Here is an 18,572-nt window from a genome sequence, read left to right on the forward strand (position 1 = left end):
TGTTCTAGAACACCGACTCCGCCTCGTCCATCCGGTCCTTCGGCACCGTCTTCAGCTCGGTCACCGCCTCCGCCAGCGGCACCATCACCACGTCGGTGCCGCGCAGCGCCGTCATCCTGCCGAACTCGCCGCGGTGCGCCGCCTCGACCGCGTGCCAGCCGAAGCGGGTGGCGAGCACCCGGTCGTAGGCGGTCGGTACGCCACCGCGCTGGACGTGGCCGAGGATGACCGGCTTGGCCTCCTTGCCGAGCCGCCGCTCCAGTTCGTACGCGAGGGCCGTGCCGATGCCCTGGAAGCGTTCGTGGCCGTACTGGTCGATCTCGCCCTTGCCGTAGTCCATGGTGCCCTCGCCCGGGTGGGCGCCCTCGGCGACGCAGATCACCGCGAACTTCTTGCCGCGGGCGAAGCGCTCCTCGACCATCTTGACCAGGTCGGCCGGATCGAAGGGGCGCTCCGGCAGGCAGATGCCGTGCGCGCCGGCCGCCATGCCCGACTCCAGGGCGATCCAGCCTGCGTGGCGGCCCATGACCTCCACGATCATCACCCGCTGGTGGGACTCGGCCGTCGTCTTCAGGCGGTCCATGGCCTCGGTGGCCACGGTGACCGCGGTGTCGAAGCCGAAGGTGCGGTCCGTGGAGGAGATGTCGTTGTCGATCGTCTTGGGCACGCCGACGACCGGCAGGCCCGCGTCCGAGAGCATGCGCGCCGCCGTCAGGGTGCCCTCGCCGCCGATCGGGATCAGGGCGTCGATGCCGAAGTCGCGGATCATGTCCGAGGCGTTCTCGCAGGCCTCGCGCAGCCGGTCGCGCTCCAGCCGGGAGGAGCCGAGAATGGTGCCGCCCCGGGCGAGGATGCCGCTCACGGCGTCGAGGTCGAGGGTGCGGTAGTGACCGTCCAGCAGGCCCCGGTAGCCGTCCTCGAAGCCGATGACCTCGTCGCCGTACTGTGCTACCGCTCGGTGCACGACCGACCGGATCACTGCGTTCAGGCCCGGGCAGTCGCCGCCTGCGGTGAGTACTCCGATGCGCATCGTGCTGTGTCTCCTGCTCGCTGTCGATACCGGTGAGCCAGTCCGATTGTTTCACGGCTCACAGGCCGGTGCCGATCGCGCATGTCGGCCCCTGATCCCTGGTACCTGATGGGCGCCTTATCCGCGCCCGGGGGTATTGTCAAGGGGGTTCTGCTCACCCGCGTGGAGGATTTTCAGCCCCCGCAGAACCCCACAAAAGCATTCGTAAACGGTCAGGACCATCCTCCCTCGAGAGACGAAACGGAGAGCACGCGTGACGCGCTGCGTGTACGTGACCGGGATCGACCGCGGCGACGGCCGTCAGGTCGTCGAGCTGGGAGTCATGGAGCTCCTGACCCGGCAGGTCGACCGGGTCGGCGTCTTCCGTCCGCTCGTCCACGACGGCCCCGACCGCCTCTTCGAGCTGCTGCGCGCCCGGTACCGGCTGGCCCAGGACCCGGCGACCGTGTACGGAATGGGCTACCAGGAGGCGTCCGCGCTCCAGGCCGAGCGCGGCACGGACGAGCTGGTGTCCACGCTGGTCGACCGGTTCCACGCGGTGGCCCGCGAGTACGAGGTCGTCCTCGTCCTCGGCACCGACTTCGCCGACACCCAGGTCCCGGACGAGTTGTCCCTGAACGCCCGGCTCGCCAACGAGTTCGGGGCGTCGGTGATCCCGGTCGTGGGCGGGCGCCGGCAGACCGCGGAGTCGGTGCGCGCCGAGACGGCCAACGCCTACCGCGCCTACGAGGGGCTGGGCTGCGACGTTCTCGCCATGGTCGTCAACCGGGTGGCCCGCGAGGACCGCGACGAGATCGCCGAAGGGCTCGACTCCCGGCTCCCGGTCCCCTGTTACGTGCTCCCCGACGAGCCCGCCCTCTCGGCGCCGACCGTCGCCCAGATCGCCCACGCCCTCGACGCCAAGGTGCTGCTCGGCGACGACTCGGGCCTCGCGCGCGACGCCCTCGACTTCGTCTTCGGCGGCGCCATGCTGCCGAACTTCCTCGCCGCCCTGACCCCGGGCTGCCTGGTGGTCACCCCGGGCGACCGCGCCGACCTCGTCGTGGGGTCGCTGGCCGCGCACAGCGCCGGGACCCCGTCGATCGCGGGCGTGCTGCTGACGCTGAACGAGGTGCCGCGCGAGGAGATCCTCGCGCTCGCCGGGCGCCTCGCCCCGGGCACTCCCGTGCTGTCGGTGTCCGGCACCAGCTTCCCCACCGCCGAGCAGCTCTTCTCCATGGAGGGGAAGCTCAACGCGGCCACCCCGCGCAAGGCGGAGCGGGCGCTCGGGCTCTTCGAGCGGTACGTCGACACCGTGGATCTGAACAAGCGGGTGTCCGCGCCGAGCAGCGACCGGCTCACCCCGATGATGTTCGAGCACAAGCTGCTGGAGCAGGCGCGCACCGACAAGCGCCGGGTGGTGCTCCCGGAGGGAACCGAGGAGCGGGTGCTGCACGCCGCCGAGGTGCTCCTGCGCCGCGGGGTGTGCGACCTCACGCTGCTCGGGCCCGTCGACCAGATCCGCAAGAAGGCCGCCGACCTCGGCGTCGACCTCGGCGACTCCCAGTTGATCGACCCGGCCACCTCGGAGCTGCGCGACGCCTTCGCCGAGAAGTACGCGGCGCTGCGCGCCCACAAGGGGGTCACGGTGGAGCTGGCGTACGACGTCGTCTCCGACGTGAACTACTTCGGCACCCTGATGGTCCAGGAGGGGCTCGCCGACGGCATGGTGTCCGGGTCCGTGCACTCCACGGCGGCCACCATCCGGCCCGCCTTCGAGATCATCAAGACCAAGCCGGACGCGAAGATCGTCAGCTCGGTCTTCTTCATGTGCCTGGCCGACAAGGTCCTCGTCTACGGCGACTGCGCCGTGAACCCGGACCCGAACGCCGAGCAGCTCGCCGACATCGCCATCCAGTCGGCCGCCACCGCCGAGCAGTTCGGCGTGGAGCCGCGCATCGCGATGCTGTCGTACTCCACGGGCAGCTCCGGCTTCGGCGCCGACGTCGACAAGGTGCGCGAGGCCACCGAGCTGGTGCGGCAGCGCCGCGGCGATCTGAAGATCGAGGGGCCGATCCAGTACGACGCCGCCGTCGAGCCGAGCGTCGCGGCCACCAAGCTGCCGGGCTCGGAGGTCGCCGGGCAGGCGTCGGTGCTGATCTTCCCGGACCTGAACACCGGCAACAACACGTACAAGGCCGTGCAGCGCTCGGCCGGCGCGATCGCCGTCGGCCCGGTCCTGCAGGGCCTGCGCAAGCCCGTCAACGACCTGTCCCGGGGCGCCCTCGTCTCCGACATCGTCAACACCGTCGCCATCACGGCGATCCAGGCCCAGACCCCCGAGCAGAAGGCAACCGCCCAGTGAGCCCCGCCCGCCCGTCTCCCACCACCGCCCGGTCCGACGAGCTTCGCTCGGCCCCCCCGACTCGAGTCCTCGTCCTGAACTCCGGCTCCTCCTCGCTGAAGTACCAGTTGCTGGACATGCGCGACGGCAGCCGGCTGGCCGTGGGCCTCGTCGAGCGCATCGGCGAGCAGACCTCGCGGATCAAGCACACGGCGCTCACCACGGGCGGCACCCGGGAGCAGAACGGGCCGATCGCCGACCACGAAGCAGCCCTGAAGGCGGTCGCCGAGGAGCTGGGCAGGGACGGGCTGGGCGTCGACTCGCCCGACCTGGCCGCCATCGGCCACCGGGTGGTGCACGGCGGCATGTTCTTCACCGAGCCCACCGTCATCGACGACGCCGTGCTCACCGAGATCGAGCGCCTGATCCCGGTCGCGCCGCTGCACAACCCGGCCAACCTCACCGGCATCCGCACGGCCATGGCGCTGCGCCCCGACCTGCCGCAGGTCGCCGTCTTCGACACGGCGTTCCACACGACGATGCCGGAGTCCGCCGCGCGCTACGCGATCGACCCCAAGATCGCGGACCGGTACCGGATCCGGCGGTACGGGTTCCACGGGACCTCGCACGCGTATGTGTCCCGGGCGACCGCGAAGCTGCTGGGCAAGGCACCGGAGGACGTCAACGTCATCGTGCTGCACCTGGGCAACGGGGCGTCCGCCTCGGCGGTCAGGGCCGGGAAGTGCGTGGACACCTCGATGGGGCTCACCCCTCTCGAGGGTCTGGTGATGGGGACGCGCTCCGGTGACCTGGACCCGGCCGTCATCTTCCATTTGCAGCGTGTTGGCGGAATGTCCATGGACGAGATCGACACTCTTCTCAACAAGAGGAGCGGTCTGTTCGGTCTGTGCGGCGACAACGACATGCGGGAGATCGGCCGGCGGATCGACGAGGGCGACGAGGAGGCGCGGCTCGCCTTCGACATCTACATCCATCGGCTGAGGAAGTACATCGGCGCCTATTACGCGGTACTCGGCCGGGTGGACGCGATCGCCTTCACGGCGGGTGTGGGCGAGAACGCAGCAGCTGTGCGCGAGGCCGCCGTCGCGGGCCTGGAGGGGCTGGGCCTGGCGGTGGACGGCGAGCTGAACGCCGTGCGCGGCGACCAGCCGCGGCTGATCTCGCCCGCGTCGGCGCGGGTGGCGGTCGCGGTGGTGCCGACCGACGAGGAACTGGAGATCGCCACGCAGACCTACGCACTGGTCGGCAAGGGCACCGGAAAGGGCAACTGAAGAAATTCGACGGCTCTCGCCTGAGCGCGAACCCGCCCATTTGTATTTTCCGCCAGACGGAATATTCCGTAGCGAAACAAACCGATAGGATCGCCCCCATGCGCCGTTCGAAAATCGTCTGTACTCTCGGCCCCGCGGTCGACTCCCACGAGATGCTCGTCTCGCTGATCGAAGCCGGCATGAACGTGGCCCGCTTCAACTTCAGCCACGGCACGCACGAAGAGCACGAGGGCCGGTACGTCCGGGTCCGTGCCGCGTCCGCCGAGACCGGCAAGGCCATCGGTGTCCTCGCCGACCTGCAGGGCCCGAAGATCCGCCTGGAGACCTTCGCCGAGGGTCCGGTCGAGCTGGTGCGCGGTGACGAGTTCACCATCACCACCGAGGACGTGCCGGGCGACAAGTCGATCTGCGGCACGACGTACAAGGGCCTGCCGGGGGACGTCTCCAAGGGCGACCAGATCCTGATCAACGACGGCAACGTCGAGCTGAAGGTCCTGGACGTCGAGGGCCCCCGGGTCAGGACGATCGTCATCGAGGGCGGCGTCATCTCCGACCACAAGGGCATCAACCTGCCCGGTGCCGCGGTGAACGTGCCGGCGCTGTCCGAGAAGGACATCGAGGACCTGCGGTTCGCGCTGCGCATGGGCTGCGACATGGTCGCGCTGTCCTTCGTGCGGGACGCCAACGACGTCAAGGACGTCCACCGCGTCATGGACGAGGAGGGCCGCCGCGTCCCGGTCATCGCCAAGGTGGAGAAGCCGCAGGCGGTGGCGAACATGGAGGACGTCGTGATGGCCTTCGACGGCGTGATGGTCGCCCGCGGCGACCTGGCCGTCGAGTACCCGCTCGAGAAGGTCCCGATGGTGCAGAAGCGGCTCATCGAGCTGTGCCGCCGCAACGCCAAGCCGGTGATCGTGGCGACCCAGATGATGGAGTCGATGATCACCAACTCCCGCCCGACCCGCGCCGAGGCCTCCGACGTCGCCAACGCCATCCTGGACGGCGCCGACGCGGTCATGCTCTCCGCCGAGTCCAGCGTGGGCGCGTACCCGATCGAGACGGTCAAGACGATGTCGAAGATCGTCCAGGCGGCCGAGGAGGAGCTGCTCTCCAAGGGCCTTCAGCCGCTCGTCCCGGGCAAGAAGCCGCGCACGCAGGGCGGTTCGGTGGCGCGCGCGGCGGCCGAGATCGCGGACTTCCTCGGCGGCAAGGGCCTGGTGGCCTTCACCCAGTCCGGTGACACCGCCCGCCGGCTGTCCCGCTACCGCGCGGCCCAGCCGATCCTGGCGTTCACCACGGACGAGTCCACCCGCAACCAGCTGTCGCTCAGCTGGGGCGTGGAGTCGCACGTCGTGCCGTTCGTGAACAGCACCGACGCGATGGTGGAGCTGGTCGACCAGGAGATGGTCAAGCTCAACCGGTTCAACGAGGGCGACATCGTGGTCATCACCGCCGGCTCCCCGCCCGGCGTCCCCGGCACCACCAACATGGTCCGAGTCCACCACCTGGGCGAGGGCGGACGCAACTGACACACGCCGAGGGCGCCCCCTGCCGCACGGCGGGGGGCGCCCTCTGTGTGCGGCTCCCGAACTGGTCCTGAGGCGCGCTCAGTTCGCGCCGGTGACGTACTGACGCATACCCGGGACGGTCAGCGTTCCACCGAACTGGCCGGCCTGGGTCACCTTCACGTTGGTGAAGTAGATCAGCGGGATGTTCAGCGGCGGCGGGTTGTCCGGGCTGAACGTGACCGGGATCAGGCCGAGCAGGTTGCCGGAGATGCTCTCCGTGTACATCACCGTCTTGCCGTCCCGGATGGTCGACGTCGAGCCCTTGGCGGCCTGGACGTGGTACGTCACTCCGTTGGGCCCGTCGACCAGCTGGTGCAGGTCGCCGATGTCGGTGCCGTCGGAGATGACGTACTTCAGGACCCTCTTGACGGTGCCGTTCGCGGTGCGCACCTTGACGACGCCCTGGTAGTCGGCGCCCTTGAGCAGCAGCGAGCTGGCTTGCAGGTGCCACGGCTTGTCGGGCAGGGACAGGATCTTCTCGACGCCGCCCTCTTCGCCGGTCGCCGCCGGGCAGTCCACGGCGGACGTGCTGGAGCTCGGGGACGGGCTCGCGGCCGCGGACTCGGCCGCCTTGACGGTGTCGCCCGCCGCCTTGGCCGCCTCGGAGGCCGCCTTCGACGCCGTGTCCGTCGCGCCCTTCACGGTGCCCTCGACCGTGCCGGTGACCTTCCCGGTCGTGTCCTTGACGGTGCCCGACAGGTCCTTCGGCGCGTCGGTGCCCTTCGTGGCGGACGCCGAGGCCGAGGGGGACGGAGTGGCGGAGGGGCTCGCGGACGTGCCGGAACCGGATCCGGAGCCGCCGGTGAGGACGCCCGTGATGGCGTCGCCGATCGTCTCCAGCAGGTTCCCGCCGCTCGCGGAGGCCGACGGGCTCGGCGTGGACGCACCGCTGCCCGAGGAGGTACCCGCCGTGCTCTTCGACGGCGTGGGCCCGGCCTTGTCGTCGGAACCTGAATCCGACGAAGAGGTCTTGCCCGACGTGGTGTCCGACGCCTTCCCCGAACTGCGCGCAGGGGACGCCGAGGACGTCGGCTCCGGCGTGTCGGCGGACTTCGAGGGGCTCGCCGACGCGGATGACGACGGCGACGGCGAGGACGAGGCGTCCTTGGAGCCGTCCAGGGCCTCCACGCACTTCTGGTACTCGTCGACCGTCAGGTTCTTGGACGACGGCGTGTGGTCGGCGGCACGGGCGAGCGTCGGCGTGAGCCCCATCCCCATGAGGACCGCCGTCGGCATCGCCGCCAGGGCTATCGCCTTTCCGGCCGGCATGTGGAACCTGGTGAACAGCGGCTTCCTGGGGGCCGCGTGACGCGGCCCGGTTCTCACACGGGACGCGTCCGCGTCAGCCCCGTGAGTAACCTCGTCAGCCGGCACTGTGCCTCCCGTTCGCCCCGTTGGCCGGGCTCGTTCCTGACAGATCGTTCGGCAGACCCGCACCGTCCACGGCCCCGGGGGCGCCCCCCTCCCCCTTGCCTGCCTCCTGCGCCGCCTGCGGCGCGGGCGGCAGGCCCGGCGCCCACGCCACGGCCATCGCCCCGCCGATGAGGGCGAACAGGAAGCCGACGACGAAGCCGCCGAAGTTGGACACCGGGATGGACACCAGCGCCAGCAGGATCGCCGCGACACCCGCGAAGACCCGTACGTGCTGCTGGAACCACAGGGTCAAGCCCAGGACGACGAGGAGCACGCCGATGATCAGGGACCCGGCTCCCGCGGTGGTCGCCATCGCCACCGTGAGCGCACCGATCTTTATGTGCGCGTACGGGAAGTACATGATCGGGAAGCCGCCGAACAGGACGAAGAGTCCGGCCCAGAACGGACGGGCGCCCCGCCAGTCGCGGAAGCGCTGCCGGAAGACGCGGAGATAGTGCTCGTTCTGCGCGGGCGACTCGGCGTTCATCGAATAGCTCCCTGGAGCGGTGTTGCTGTGGTGAGGGGGGTGCTGCGGTGGGGGGGGTGGGTCGGCCGATGAAGGCAGAGAGAGGACGGGCGGGGAGACCGGTGGCTCCCTCGCCCGTCACCGAGTGCCTAGTAGCACTCGATTCCCTCGCCGCTGCCCCACTGCAGTCCCATGTGCAGGTTGGCGAGCTTGAAGGTGCCGGCGGTGGTCGCCCACGCCGTCTGCTTCACATCGGTCAGCACGGCCTTGTCGGCCTGCTGGGCGAACCCGTAGGGGCTCGTCTTCTGCTGCTGGATTTCGTCGGCCTTGGGCTTCGGGCCCTTGGTGACGCTCCCGGCCGCGACGCCGATGTCGATGTTGCTGAACTCGGCCTGGGTCGAGTCGAGGTCGGCGACGTCGATGAAGAGCTGCTCCGCCTCGACGTCCTTGCCCTTGTCACCCGCGGTCAGCTTGAAGGTGACGTTCTTGTTCAGGAACGGGATCGGGGTGACCACGGACTGGCACATCTTGGTGATGGTGGCGTGGTTGAACGCCGAGACCGCCACCGGGTGCGCCTGGTCCTTGCCGTCGAGGCCCTTGCCGGTGTCCATCGCGCCGTACTGGGTGAAGCCGGTGCCGACCAACTGGCCCGCGGTCACCTTGAAATCCTGCCCCGACACGCTGAACGACGCGGCGAGAGCGCCCTGCGCGAGGGCGACACCTATTGCTGCTGTCGCGGCGACGCTGGGCACCATGACCACAGCGAACCGCTTCCATCTGGTCCCGCCACGCACCTGGGACTCCATATTTCCTCCTTCTCGGACGTACATCTCCTGATCCGGGCCAGCTGCCGGTCGGCGGCTCGGCCGGGCAGGGATGGGAGAAGTGCTACGTCCTCGGGAAGGAGAGCGCCCGCGCTCGGAGGCGCGATATGCGCCCCAATCACCGGCGATCACCCCCGAGCGACAACCACTGGTCGCGCCTGACACGCATCACGCACAACCTCCGGACAGGCTCCGCCGCGGCGGAGACCCCCCTGTCCAGGAGCCGACGCCACTGCCGCCGGCTCCTGCTCGGTGGGGACCCACGAAAATCCGTTGCCCCGGCTGGGTGTCGGGTACGGCGATGGACCGAGCGTGGCCGATCGTGGTGCATTCTCGCCGCCCCCGCAAGGGGGTTCGTTACTCACTAGTAACGGCCGGATAACCGCCCGACGACCGCCCGGCATCGCCCGGCAACTCTTCGTGGCGCAAAGGGAGATGGCGAAACGATTGAAGAGCGGACAGAACCCGACAGAACAACGGGCTCGCCTTACTCGCAGTAACAGCGGCCGCGATTACCAAGATTTGGTAAAGCGCGACCGCCGTCAACCTCTGTCGGCAAATCTTTCACCCGGGCATCACAACCCCGGGCGTTTAGCGACTGGTCAGAACAAGGCCCTCGCGAGCGCCCTCCGCGCCGCCGCCACCCGCGGGTCGTCGGCGCCCACCACCTCGAAGAGTTCCAGCAGCCGCAGCCGTGCGGCGTCCCGGTCGTCACCCGCCGTGCGCCGCACCGTCTCGATCAGCCGCCCGAATGCGTCCTCCACGTGTCCGCCCACCAGATCCAGGTCGGCCGCGGCGATCTGCGCCGCCACGTCACCGGGCTTCTCCGCGGCCTCCTTGCGCACCTGCTGCGGGTCGGCCCCCTGCACCCGCTGCAGCAACTCGGCCTGGGCGAGGCCCAGTTTGGCCTCCGTGTTGCCCGGGTCGTCGCTCAGCACGTTCTTGTACGCCTGGATCGCGCCGCCCAAGTCGCCCGCGTCCAGCGCCTCCACGGCCGCTTCGAGCGCGGCGTCGTAAGGGCCCATCGGGGCCTGAGGGGCCTGCTGCGCGCCGTCCGGCTCGGCGTCGGAGTCGACGGTCAGACCGGTCAGGCCGAAGCGCTGCTCGGCGACCTGGACGAGCTGGTCGAGGGTCGCGCGGATCTGCTGTTCGGGGGCGGCGCCCTGGAAGAGGGGCAGCGCCTGCCCGGCGACGACCGCGAAGACGGCCGGGATCCCCTGGATGCCGAACTGCTGCATCAGCATCTGGTTGGCGTCGACGTCGATCTTGGCGAGCACGAACCGGCCGTTGTACTCGACGGCCAGCCGCTCCAGGACCGGGCTCAGCTGCTTGCAGGGCTGGCACCACTCGGCCCAGAAGTCGATGACGACGGGCACCTCGGTGGACCGCTGCAGGACGTCGCGCTCGAACCCGGCCTCGTCGACGTCGATGACGAGGTCGGCCGGGGAGACCGCCCCTCCCCCGCCCTGCCGGGCCGCTTCGGCGCGCGCCTGCTCCGCCTTCGCCTTCGCCTCCTGGGCTGCCTTCACCGCGGCGAGGTCGACGACTCCGCTCATGGACATGTTCCGTGGCTGCATGAGTACATCCTCCCCCTTCCCTGCGCCGCTGTGAAAAGCGTGGTGAAAGCCGTGCCCGTTACCGTGCCCGGCGGGTCGTGCTCCGTGGCCGGGTCCCCACCCGGCGCCAGTGGTCGTCGCTCGCGAACACGGCACGCGCGGGACGCGCGCACGCTTTCGCTACGAGTCGTAGCGTAACTGTCCCCGGGGGTGTCTGTGACCAGTCCGCCGGTGATCTCCCTCACCACTTCACACGACGCTCGGATATCGCCACCGAGGGGGCCGGATATCGTCATTGACATGCAGAGCAGCCCGTCCGCCGCCCGTCCGGGGCGCCCGCGCAGCGCCGCCGCGGACGCCGCGATCCTGGAGGCGACGCGCGAGGCGCTGGTCGAACTCGGCTGGTCGAAGCTCACGCTGGGGGATGTGGCGACACGTGCGGGGGTCGCGAAGACGACCCTCTACCGCCGCTGGGCGGGCAAGAACGAACTCGTGGTCGACGCGGTGGCCGAACTCTTCGACGAGCTCGAGCTGCCGGACCGGGGCAGCCTGGCCGCGGACATCGAGGGCGTGGTGCTGCAGTTCGCGGCGATCCTGGACCGCCCGGAGGCCAAGAGCGGCCTGATGGCGGTGGTGGCGGAGTCCACCCGGGACGACGCCCTGCGCGAACGGATCCGCGCCTCCATCGTCGACCGCCAGAAACGCCTGGTCCTGGCGGGCCGCGCCCGCGCGACGGCCCGCGGCGAGCTGCCCCCCGAGACCGACCCGGAGGAGACGGCCCGCACGGCCGACCTGATCTTCGACATGGTGGCGGGCGCGGTGGTCCACCGCACCCTGGTGAGCGCCCGCCCGGCGGACGAGGAGTGGGTGCACAGCTTCACCCGAGTCCTGTTGCTGGGGCTTACCGCCAACAGCCCGTCCGGGGGTCCCCCCGGCGCGAAGAGCCCGGGGGAGTGCGAGGACGAGGCCGTCCAGGCCGATACGGGAGCCCCGGGGCGGAGCCCCCGGGGACGGGAAGGGTAGGGCGGCGGGCGAAACCAGGCAGACGCCACCCCCCGCCCAGCCGCGCCTAGAACCCGGCCGGCTCCGTGTACACCCCCCACTCCTCCCGCAGCGCCCCGCAGATCTCGCCGAGCGTCGCCTCCGCGCGTACGGCGTTCAGCATCGGCTCGATCATGTTGGAGCCGTCGCGCGCCGCAGCCAGCATCCCGTCCAGAGCGGAGCGAACCGCCGCCTCGTCCCGCGCCGCCCGCCGGGCGCCCAGCACCCGCACCTGCTCCCGCTCCACCTCATGGCTGACCCGCAGGATCTCCAGGTCCCCGGTGACCGACCCGGTGTGGACGTTCACGCCCACCACCTTCTTGTCGCCCTTCTCCAGCGCCTTCTGGTACCGGAACGCGGACTCCGCGATCTCCCCGGTGAACCACCCGTCCTCGATGCCCCGCAGGATCCCGGACGTCATCGGCCCGATCGGGTGCTGCCCGTCGGGGTGCGCCCGCAGCCCCCGCTCCTTGATCTGCTCGAAGATCTTCTCCGCGTCCGCCTCGATCCGGTCCGTCAGCTGCTCCACGTACCACGAACCGCCCAGCGGATCGGCCACGTTGGCGACCCCGGTCTCCTCCATCAGCACCTGCTGGGTCCGCAGCGCGATCTCCGCCGCCTGCTCGGACGGCAGCGCGAGCGTCTCGTCCAGGGCGTTGGTGTGCAGCGAGTTGGTGCCGCCGAGCACCGCCGCCAGCGCCTCCACCGCCGTGCGCACCACGTTGTTGTACGGCTGCTGCGCGGTCAGGGAGACCCCGGCCGTCTGCGTGTGGAAGCGCAGCCACTGCGCCTTCTCGCTCGTCGCCCCGTACACGTCCCGCATCCAGCGCGCCCAGATGCGCCGCGCCGCGCGGAACTTGGCGATCTCCTCGAAGAAATCGACGTGCGCGTCGAAGAAGAAGGACAGGCCCGGCGCGAACACGTTCACATCGAGCCCGCGGCTGAGCCCCAGCTCCACGTACCCGAACCCGTCGGCGAGCGTGTACGCCAGCTCCTGCGCGGCCGTGGCGCCCGCCTCCCGGATGTGGTAGCCGGAGACGGACAGCGGCTTGTAGGCGGGGATGCGGGACGCGCAGTGCTCCATCAGGTCGCCGATGAGGCGCAGATGCGGCTCGGGCTGGAAGAGCCACTCCTTCTGGGCGATGTACTCCTTGAAGATGTCGGTCTGGAGGGTGCCGTTGAGCACGGAGGGGTCCACGCCCTGTCGCTCGGCGGCGACCAGGTACATGCAGAAGACGGGGACCGCCGGCCCGCTGATCGTCATCGAGGTGGTGACGTCGCCGAGGGGGATGTCCTTGAACAGGACCTCCATGTCCGCGGCCGAGTCGATCGCGACGCCGCAGTGCCCGACCTCGCCGAGCGAACGCGGGTCGTCGGAGTCGCGGCCCATGAGGGTCGGCATGTCGAAGGCGACGCTCAGGCCTCCGCCACCGGCGTCCAGGATCATCTTGTAGCGCTCGTTCGTCTGTTCGGCGTTGCCGAACCCGGCGAACTGGCGGATGGTCCACGTCCGCCCCCGGTAGCCGGTCGGGTACAGGCCGCGGGTGAAGGGGTACTCACCGGGCCAGCCGATCCGCTCGAAACCCTCATAGGTGTCTCCGGACCGGGGCCCGTACACGGGCTCCACGGGATCGCCGGAGAGCGTCGTGAAATCGGCCTCGCGCTTGCGTGAGGCGTCGTACCGGGCCTGCCAGCGTCGGCGGCCCTCCTCGATGGCGTCAGCGTCCATACCCCCGAATTTACTAGGACGTCCAAGTAAATGTCGACGGCAGACCGCCGTACGGCTTCGTACGGCGGTGTCCGCTACGCCTTCGCGACCGCGGGAGCGTCCTCCGCGATCTTCGACTCGAGCTCGTGGGTGACCTTGCGCTCCACGAAGAAGGCGGCCGTCGGGATCGTCCCCGCGAGCAGGACCCACAGCTGCTTGCCCACCGGCCACTTCGCCTTCGAACCCAGGTCGAAGGCGAAGACCAGGTAGATGACGTACAGCCAGCCGTGGGCGATGCCGATGACACGGGTGAAGTCGGCGGCGCCGTTCACGTCGAGGATGTACTTGGCGATGACACCGAGGGTCAGCAGGACCAGCAGCACACCGGTGACGTAGGCCATCACGCGGTAGCGGGTCAGCACGCTCTTTTTCATGGCTACGAGCGTAACGGCCGGTTTGCGTCGATCTTCCGGCACCCCCGGCGCCGCGCGAGCACCGGTCAGCCCTCCTTGAAGTCCCCCGCGGAGATGCGCAGCGGACGCAGCATCGCGAAGATCTCGGCGCACTCCTCCGCGTCGTAGCAGCCGAGCCCGAAGTCCATCGCCATCAGGTCCCGGGTGGCCGCGTCGCAGACCTCGCGGCCCTTGTCGGTGATGGAGGCGAGGGTGCCGCGGCCGTCGTTGGGGTTGGGCCGCTTGGCGACCAGGCCGGACCTGACCAGGCGGTCCACGGTGTTGGTGACCGACGTGGGGTGCACCATGAGCCGCTCGCCGATCTTGGACATGGGCAGCTCGCCCGCCTTGGAGAAGGTGAGCAGTACCAGCGCCTCGTACCGTGCGAAGGTCAGTCCGTACGGTTTCACCACCGCGTCGACCTCCGCGAGCAGGATCTGCTGCGCCCGCATGATCGAGGTGATCGCCGCCATGGACGGCACGTTTCCCCACCGCTGCTTCCAGTGCTCGTCGGCGCGGGCGATGGGATCGAAGGACAGGCTGAGGGGCTTCGGCACGCCATCGACCTTACCGGCCGGTCACATGCTGGTCAGCCCCGTCTCGCTTTTCGGTCCACGGGCTGTCGCCGGGCGCACACTGGAAGCAGAAGGCAGAAGGGGGGACGACCCAACGCGGAGGTCAGCCATGAGCACCCTCGAGGAACACGTGGATGTCGGAGTCCCGATCGACACGGCCTGGGAGAGCCTGCACCGGGTGGAGAACTATCCGCGGTTCGTGGACGGGCTGCGGGACGCACGCACGGAGGCGGGCGGCCGGGCGCATCTGGACGTCGAGGCGGGCGGCCGGGCCCGGGAGATCGAGGCGGAGGTCTCCGACCGCGGCGGGGAACGTGTGATGGAGTGGCGTACCACGGGCGAGCCCGAGCTGAAGTGCTCCTTCTCACTGCAGTCGATCGACAGGGACCACACCCGGGTGCAGGCGCGGCTCGCATACGACCCGGGTGCGGTCAGGGAGACGTTCGGCGGCCCGAGGGGCTTCGCCCAGGCGAGCGCCATCGAAAGGCTGGTGCGCAGCGATCTGGAGCATTTCAAGGAGTACGTGGAGCAGGGGAGCTGAGCGAGGGCCCCTCGGGGCGGGACCCCCGGGCGCGCGACGCCCGGCGCAGCGTGTGGCGGACCGCCCGCTGAGCCACCGGGCCCAGATCGTCCAGCGCCGCCACGACAAGGGCCAGCTGGTCCAGGGCGCCGAGCGCCGCGCCCGCTCCCTCCGGGTCCACGCCCTCGTACAGCTCGATCCCCACGAAAGACGCCGACACGGCGCGCGCGAGCCCCCCGGCGTCGGCGAACTCCCCGAGCGGCGTCGCCGCGAGCACCCGTTCCAGGACCCGCTCGATCTCCACGATCCACAGGTCGAGTCCCGCGGCCGTCGCCGGCGCGAGGCGGGGATGCGTCTGCGCGCCCGCCAGCAGCTGGCCCAGCACCGCCACATGCCCGGCCGCCTTCTCCTCCTCGTGCATCTCCCGGGCGAACACGAGGAGCTCACCGAGCGAGCCGATCGTGTCGAGCCGTTCCCGGTAGTGCGCCACCCGCTGCTGTGTCCCGTACCGGCACGCGGCCGCCAGCAGTTCGTCCACCGAGCCGAAGTGATAGAAGACGAGCGCCTGGTTGACCCCGGCGGCCGCCGCGATCGTCCGCGCGGACGTCTTGGCGATCCCCTGCTCGGTGAGCGCGCTCAGCGCCCCCCGAAGCAGCTTGATCTTCGTCGCCTCGCTCACGCCCGCGCCTCCTCCCGCACCGGCCGCAGCCCGGGGCGGACCCCGCGCACACCGGCATCCGAGTACGACACCGTGAACGACCCTTCATAGCCGAACAACGGGCCGACGTACCGGTTCACCACCCGCACCCGGATCCGGAACCGTCCCGTCGACTCGTCGAACGACTCCCGGACCTCCGCCTGCCCGCCGATGGCCTCCGGCACGCGCACGTCGACCGGTCCCTCGCGGAAGCGGTGCTCACCGGAGCGGATCAGCAGCGACCCGTCCGGCTCCGCCGAGAACCGCAGCTCGCTCGCCAGGTGCTGGTGGGTGCCGAGGTAGTCCAGAATGCGGTCGCCCTTCGGGCTCAGCACCATCTGCGCATCGAAGCGGCGGACCCGGCCGGAGAGGTCGAAGGTACGCACGAACGTCACCGTCTCACGGCCGAAGGTGTCGGCGTACGGGACGTTCTCGATGACGAAGGGGACGTTCCGTCCCTGGCGCGGGAGGAGGATGTTCCGGGTGCCGCCCAGGACGAGGAACGGCTTCACCAGCCCCCGGCCGTGCCAGACGCGGTCCATCACACCGCGCCCCGTGCACGCCTCGCCGCCCGCCAGCCCCACGGAGAAGCGGCGCCGCAGCTCGGGGTGCAGCCGCTCGAAGTCCGCACCCATCGCCGTCCGGAAGATGGAGGTCATGACGGCCGCTCCAGGGTGGTGAGGAGACGGGGTGCGCCGACGCGCGTGGGCGGGGTGCGCAGACAGCGGCGGGCGGCCGGGGTGCTGGGCAGGGGTGCCTTGAACAGGGCCAGCGAGACGGCGACCACCAGCAGCAGCGGGCACGGGTAGGCCATCACCGCCGCGAAGGGGCCGAAGAGGCGGGGAACGGGGTCCAGGGCGAGGCCCGTGCAGCCGGCGGTGATGATCAGGGCACGGGCGGCCAGCTCCGCCAGCCAGGTCACGAGCGCGCGCTGCGGTGCGACCCCTCGCTCCAACCACAGGCGCAGGCGGTCGAAGGACCAGGCCGTCGCCCAGCCCATCAGGGGCCGGAAGACCAGGCGGTCGGCGAGGGAGCCGAAGGCACCCCAGCGCGGCCGGTAGTCGTACCCGGTCAGGAAGCGGACGCCGTCGTCGTCGGGGAGGTAGCGCCAGTAGCCGCTGCCCTCGGCGATCAGGGACAGCGGGTGGGGTGAGGAGAACCGCAGCGCGGAGATGCGGGTGCCGTCCGGTCGCGTCTTCTCCCCCGCCGACACGCCGGTGCCGGACACCGTCAGGAAGGGCAGGACGCGCGTCGCGTACCGGAAGCGCTGGGGTTCGCCCTCCGCGTGCGGCAGGTGGTCGATCTCGGTGAAACGGAGGTCCCAGCGCCTGTGCTGCGCGGGGTCCTGAGTGCGTTCCCACAGCTCGTCGAGGTCGGCCCGTATGTGTGCCTCAACGTAGAGCCCCATGATGGATCCCCCTGATCCCCTGGTAGGCGCCCCTTTTTGAGCAGTCGCTCAAGCGGGTTGCCGTGAGACTACAGGAGATTTGAGCGATCGCTCAAAGGCCGGAGCGGAGAAAACCCCGGCCCTGGGGCCGGGGTCGTCCGTCGCGGAGCAGAACGGGCTGCCTCACCCGCCGGCCAGATGCCGCTCCACCGTCTCCACCTTGGAGGTGAGGCCGTCCTTCACGCCCGGACGGATGTCCGCCTTGAGGACCAGGGAGACGCGCGGCGCCCGCTCCTCGACCACCGCGACGGCACGCTTCACCACGTCCATCACCTCGTCCCACTCCCCCTCGATCGAGGTGAACATGGCGTCGGTGCGGTTCGGCAGACCGGATTCCCGTACGACCCGGACGGCGTCGGCGACGTACTCCCCCACGTCCTCGCCGACGCCCAGCGGCGTCACGGAGAAAGCGACGATCACGCGTTCACGATCCCTTCCTTGCGGGCGCGGGCCGCGATGACGGCGTCCTCGGCCTCCCGGCGCAGCTTGCGCTCGGCGAAGAAGCCGCCGGTGGGCAGCACCGAGAGGACGAAGTAGACGGCGGCGGTCCTCAGCGGCCACTTGGCGCGGTTCCAGGCGTCCGCCCAGAAGATCACGTACAGGATGAACAGGACGCCGTGGATCGAGCCCATCACGGGCACGGCGTTGAAGTCGGTGGTGCGCTTCAGTACCGAGCAGACGAGCAGCAGCAGGAAGGAGACGGCCTCGGGGGCCGAGACCAGGCGGAGCCGGCGGAGGGCGGTGGCGGTCTTTATGTCCACGGGTCACCTTCGGTGGGAGGTTCGTCCGGAAGGGGCGAGCGCTTTGTGAACGCACGCACAAGCGCCCGCCCATTGTGACATCCGGGACGCGGCGGGCCGGGCACGGGGGTACGGGGTGTCGGCGACACGCCGACTCATCCCTTACCCGACCGCTGGAAGCCCGTTACCCGACCGCTGGAAGCCCCTAGGGGTGGGCTCAGGGTGCGGATCCACCTTCGGGCTCTGTCCGCTCCACCCACCCGGCCGTTACCTTCGCTCCGTGGCGATGTTCCGACTCCAAGACAGCAAGGTGCTGGCCGTCGACATGACCGGGGACGGCGTGAAGGCGAAGAACGGCTCCATGGTCGCGTACGACGGCCAGATGACCTTCAAGAAGCTCACCGGCGGCGGTGAGGGCATCCGGGGGATGGTGACCCGGCGGCTCACCGGCGAGCAGATGACCGTGATGGAGGTGAAGGGGCACGGGACGTGCTGGTTCGCGGACCGGGCCTCCGAGATCAACCTCGTCAGCCTCCAGGGCGACAAGCTGTTCGTCGAGTCGAGCAACCTCCTCGCGACGGACGCCGGCCTGCGCACGGGCACGACGTTCACCGGCCTGCGCGGCGCCTCGCAGGGCAACGGCCTGTTCACGACGACGGTCGAGGGGCACGGCCAGGCGGCGATCATGTCGGACGGCCCGGCGGTGGTGCTGCGGGTCAGCGCGCAGTACCCGCTGACCGTCGACCCGGGCGCGTACGTGGCGCACCAGGGGAACCTGCGGCAGTCGTTCCAGTCGGGCGTGACGTTCCGCACACTCCTCGGCGAGGGCGGCGGCGAGGCCTTCCAGATCCGCTTCGAGGGGGACGGACTGGTGTACGTGCAGCCCAGCGAGCGCAACACGATCGCGGGGGACCTCTGAC

At 70.2% G+C, this 18,572-nt stretch carries 19 protein-coding genes; 6 read left to right on the forward strand and 13 right to left on the reverse strand.

The features are described from left to right. Nucleotides 1-4: 4 nt before the first annotated feature. The gene (locus ACFYZE_RS09700) at nt 5-1,030 is read right to left on the reverse strand and encodes an ATP-dependent 6-phosphofructokinase (RefSeq protein ID WP_388990633.1); all 1,026 of its coding nucleotides are present in this window, start codon (nt 1,028-1,030) and stop codon (nt 5-7) included. Between the two features lie 253 nt (nt 1,031-1,283). Between ACFYZE_RS09700 and pta the strand changes: the two genes are divergently transcribed. The 3 genes from pta to pyk all read left to right on the forward strand — a co-directional run bounded on the left by pta (nt 1,284) and on the right by pyk (nt 6,174). Continuing rightward, a complete protein-coding gene (gene pta, locus ACFYZE_RS09705; RefSeq protein WP_388990635.1) occupies nt 1,284-3,374 on the forward strand; it encodes a phosphate acetyltransferase in 2,091 nt (696 codons plus the stop codon). A gap of 74 nt (nt 3,375-3,448) precedes the next feature. Next, the gene (locus tag ACFYZE_RS09710; protein WP_388991436.1) at nt 3,449-4,645 is read left to right on the forward strand and encodes an acetate kinase; all 1,197 of its coding nucleotides are present in this window, start codon (nt 3,449-3,451) and stop codon (nt 4,643-4,645) included. A gap of 98 nt (nt 4,646-4,743) precedes the next feature. Continuing rightward, entirely contained in the window at nt 4,744-6,174 is a 1,431-nt protein-coding gene (pyk, locus tag ACFYZE_RS09715; protein ID WP_388990637.1) for a pyruvate kinase, read from the forward strand. Between the two features lie 78 nt (nt 6,175-6,252). On the opposite strand, the gene ACFYZE_RS09720 is transcribed toward pyk, so the two are convergent. The 4 genes from ACFYZE_RS09720 to ACFYZE_RS09735 all read right to left on the reverse strand — a co-directional run bounded on the left by ACFYZE_RS09720 (nt 6,253) and on the right by ACFYZE_RS09735 (nt 10,493). Continuing rightward, a complete protein-coding gene (locus tag ACFYZE_RS09720; protein WP_388990639.1) occupies nt 6,253-7,587 on the reverse strand; it encodes a hypothetical protein in 1,335 nt (444 codons plus the stop codon). Beyond that, the gene (locus ACFYZE_RS09725; RefSeq protein ID WP_388990641.1) at nt 7,577-8,113 is read right to left on the reverse strand and encodes a DUF6114 domain-containing protein; all 537 of its coding nucleotides are present in this window, start codon (nt 8,111-8,113) and stop codon (nt 7,577-7,579) included. The genes ACFYZE_RS09720 and ACFYZE_RS09725 overlap by 11 nt, the downstream gene beginning before the upstream one ends. A 128-nt stretch (nt 8,114-8,241) precedes the next feature. Next, on the reverse strand, nt 8,242-8,898 hold the full coding sequence (locus tag ACFYZE_RS09730) for a DUF6230 family protein (protein WP_388990643.1): 657 nt from the start codon (nt 8,896-8,898) through the stop codon (nt 8,242-8,244). Between the two features lie 620 nt (nt 8,899-9,518). Beyond that, on the reverse strand, nt 9,519-10,493 hold the full coding sequence (locus ACFYZE_RS09735; RefSeq protein ID WP_388990645.1) for a tetratricopeptide repeat protein: 975 nt from the start codon (nt 10,491-10,493) through the stop codon (nt 9,519-9,521). A 279-nt stretch (nt 10,494-10,772) separates the two neighbouring features. Here ACFYZE_RS09735 and ACFYZE_RS09740 point away from each other — a divergent pair, with 279 nt between their 5' ends. Then, complete coding sequence (locus tag ACFYZE_RS09740) at nt 10,773-11,495, forward strand: TetR/AcrR family transcriptional regulator (protein ID WP_388990647.1); 723 nt, start codon at nt 10,773-10,775, stop codon at nt 11,493-11,495. Nucleotides 11,496-11,541: 46 nt separating this feature from the next. Here the strand turns inward: ACFYZE_RS09740 and ACFYZE_RS09745 are convergent, their stop codons facing one another. The 3 genes from ACFYZE_RS09745 to ACFYZE_RS09755 form a co-directional block, all read right to left on the reverse strand. Further along, on the reverse strand, nt 11,542-13,242 hold the full coding sequence (locus ACFYZE_RS09745) for a methylmalonyl-CoA mutase (RefSeq protein ID WP_388990649.1): 1,701 nt from the start codon (nt 13,240-13,242) through the stop codon (nt 11,542-11,544). A gap of 74 nt (nt 13,243-13,316) precedes the next feature. Further along, a complete protein-coding gene (locus ACFYZE_RS09750) occupies nt 13,317-13,655 on the reverse strand; it encodes a DUF3817 domain-containing protein (RefSeq protein ID WP_103838639.1) in 339 nt (112 codons plus the stop codon). Between the two features lie 65 nt (nt 13,656-13,720). Continuing rightward, on the reverse strand, nt 13,721-14,230 hold the full coding sequence (locus ACFYZE_RS09755) for a MarR family winged helix-turn-helix transcriptional regulator (RefSeq protein ID WP_388990651.1): 510 nt from the start codon (nt 14,228-14,230) through the stop codon (nt 13,721-13,723). 127 nt (nt 14,231-14,357) lie between these two features. Here ACFYZE_RS09755 and ACFYZE_RS09760 point away from each other — a divergent pair, with 127 nt between their 5' ends. After that, nucleotides 14,358-14,789 (forward strand): SRPBCC family protein, encoded by a 432-nt coding sequence (locus ACFYZE_RS09760; RefSeq protein ID WP_388990653.1) that lies wholly within the window; start codon nt 14,358-14,360, stop codon nt 14,787-14,789. Here the strand turns inward: ACFYZE_RS09760 and ACFYZE_RS09765 are convergent. The 5 genes from ACFYZE_RS09765 to ACFYZE_RS09785 all read right to left on the reverse strand — a co-directional run bounded on the left by ACFYZE_RS09765 (nt 14,761) and on the right by ACFYZE_RS09785 (nt 17,673). Continuing rightward, entirely contained in the window at nt 14,761-15,447 is a 687-nt protein-coding gene (locus ACFYZE_RS09765) for a TetR/AcrR family transcriptional regulator (RefSeq protein WP_388990655.1), read from the reverse strand. The genes ACFYZE_RS09760 and ACFYZE_RS09765 overlap by 29 nt on opposite strands. Continuing rightward, nucleotides 15,444-16,124, reverse strand: a complete 681-nt coding sequence (locus ACFYZE_RS09770) for a DUF4166 domain-containing protein (protein WP_388990656.1) — start codon at nt 16,122-16,124, stop codon at nt 15,444-15,446. Before ACFYZE_RS09770 ends, ACFYZE_RS09765 begins: the two co-directional genes overlap by 4 nt. Continuing rightward, the gene (locus tag ACFYZE_RS09775) at nt 16,121-16,873 is read right to left on the reverse strand and encodes a hypothetical protein (RefSeq protein ID WP_388990658.1); all 753 of its coding nucleotides are present in this window, start codon (nt 16,871-16,873) and stop codon (nt 16,121-16,123) included. Before ACFYZE_RS09775 ends, ACFYZE_RS09770 begins: the two co-directional genes overlap by 4 nt. A gap of 162 nt (nt 16,874-17,035) precedes the next feature. Beyond that, nucleotides 17,036-17,332, reverse strand: coding sequence for an MTH1187 family thiamine-binding protein (locus tag ACFYZE_RS09780; RefSeq protein WP_388990660.1), 297 nt, complete (start codon nt 17,330-17,332; stop codon nt 17,036-17,038). Then, complete coding sequence (locus ACFYZE_RS09785; RefSeq protein WP_388990662.1) at nt 17,329-17,673, reverse strand: DUF3817 domain-containing protein; 345 nt, start codon at nt 17,671-17,673, stop codon at nt 17,329-17,331. Before ACFYZE_RS09785 ends, ACFYZE_RS09780 begins: the two co-directional genes overlap by 4 nt. A 265-nt stretch (nt 17,674-17,938) precedes the next feature. Here ACFYZE_RS09785 and ACFYZE_RS09790 point away from each other — a divergent pair, with 265 nt between their 5' ends. Then, the gene (locus ACFYZE_RS09790; RefSeq protein WP_388991438.1) at nt 17,939-18,571 is read left to right on the forward strand and encodes an AIM24 family protein; all 633 of its coding nucleotides are present in this window, start codon (nt 17,939-17,941) and stop codon (nt 18,569-18,571) included. Nucleotide 18,572 lies beyond the last annotated feature (1 nt).

The sequence above is a fragment of the Streptomyces sp. NPDC001796 genome (assembly GCF_042892355.1).
Taxonomy (GTDB): Bacteria; Actinomycetota; Actinomycetes; order Streptomycetales; family Streptomycetaceae; genus Streptomyces.

Bases quoted from the DNA above. Each gene is read 5' to 3' on its own strand.
- ACFYZE_RS09725 (WP_388990641.1), bottom strand. From the start codon at position 8,113: ATGAACGCCGAGTCGCCCGCGCAGAACGAGCACTATCTCCGCGTCTTC.
- ACFYZE_RS09700 (WP_388990633.1), bottom strand. From the start codon at position 1,030: ATGCGCATCGGAGTACTCACCGCAGGCGGCGACTGCCCGGGCCTGAAC.
- ACFYZE_RS09735 (WP_388990645.1), bottom strand. From the start codon at position 10,493: ATGCAGCCACGGAACATGTCCATGAGCGGAGTCGTCGACCTCGCCGCG.
- ACFYZE_RS09760 (WP_388990653.1), top strand. From the start codon at position 14,358: ATGAGCACCCTCGAGGAACACGTGGATGTCGGAGTCCCGATCGACACG.
- ACFYZE_RS09730 (WP_388990643.1), bottom strand. From the start codon at position 8,898: ATGGAGTCCCAGGTGCGTGGCGGGACCAGATGGAAGCGGTTCGCTGTG.
- ACFYZE_RS09750 (WP_103838639.1), bottom strand. From the start codon at position 13,655: ATGAAAAAGAGCGTGCTGACCCGCTACCGCGTGATGGCCTACGTCACC.
- ACFYZE_RS09740 (WP_388990647.1), top strand. From the start codon at position 10,773: ATGCAGAGCAGCCCGTCCGCCGCCCGTCCGGGGCGCCCGCGCAGCGCC.
- ACFYZE_RS09770 (WP_388990656.1), bottom strand. From the start codon at position 16,124: ATGACCTCCATCTTCCGGACGGCGATGGGTGCGGACTTCGAGCGGCTG.
- ACFYZE_RS09745 (WP_388990649.1), bottom strand. From the start codon at position 13,242: ATGGACGCTGACGCCATCGAGGAGGGCCGCCGACGCTGGCAGGCCCGG.
- pyk (WP_388990637.1), top strand. From the start codon at position 4,744: ATGCGCCGTTCGAAAATCGTCTGTACTCTCGGCCCCGCGGTCGACTCC.
- ACFYZE_RS09775 (WP_388990658.1), bottom strand. From the start codon at position 16,873: ATGGGGCTCTACGTTGAGGCACACATACGGGCCGACCTCGACGAGCTG.
- ACFYZE_RS09790 (WP_388991438.1), top strand. From the start codon at position 17,939: ATGTTCCGACTCCAAGACAGCAAGGTGCTGGCCGTCGACATGACCGGG.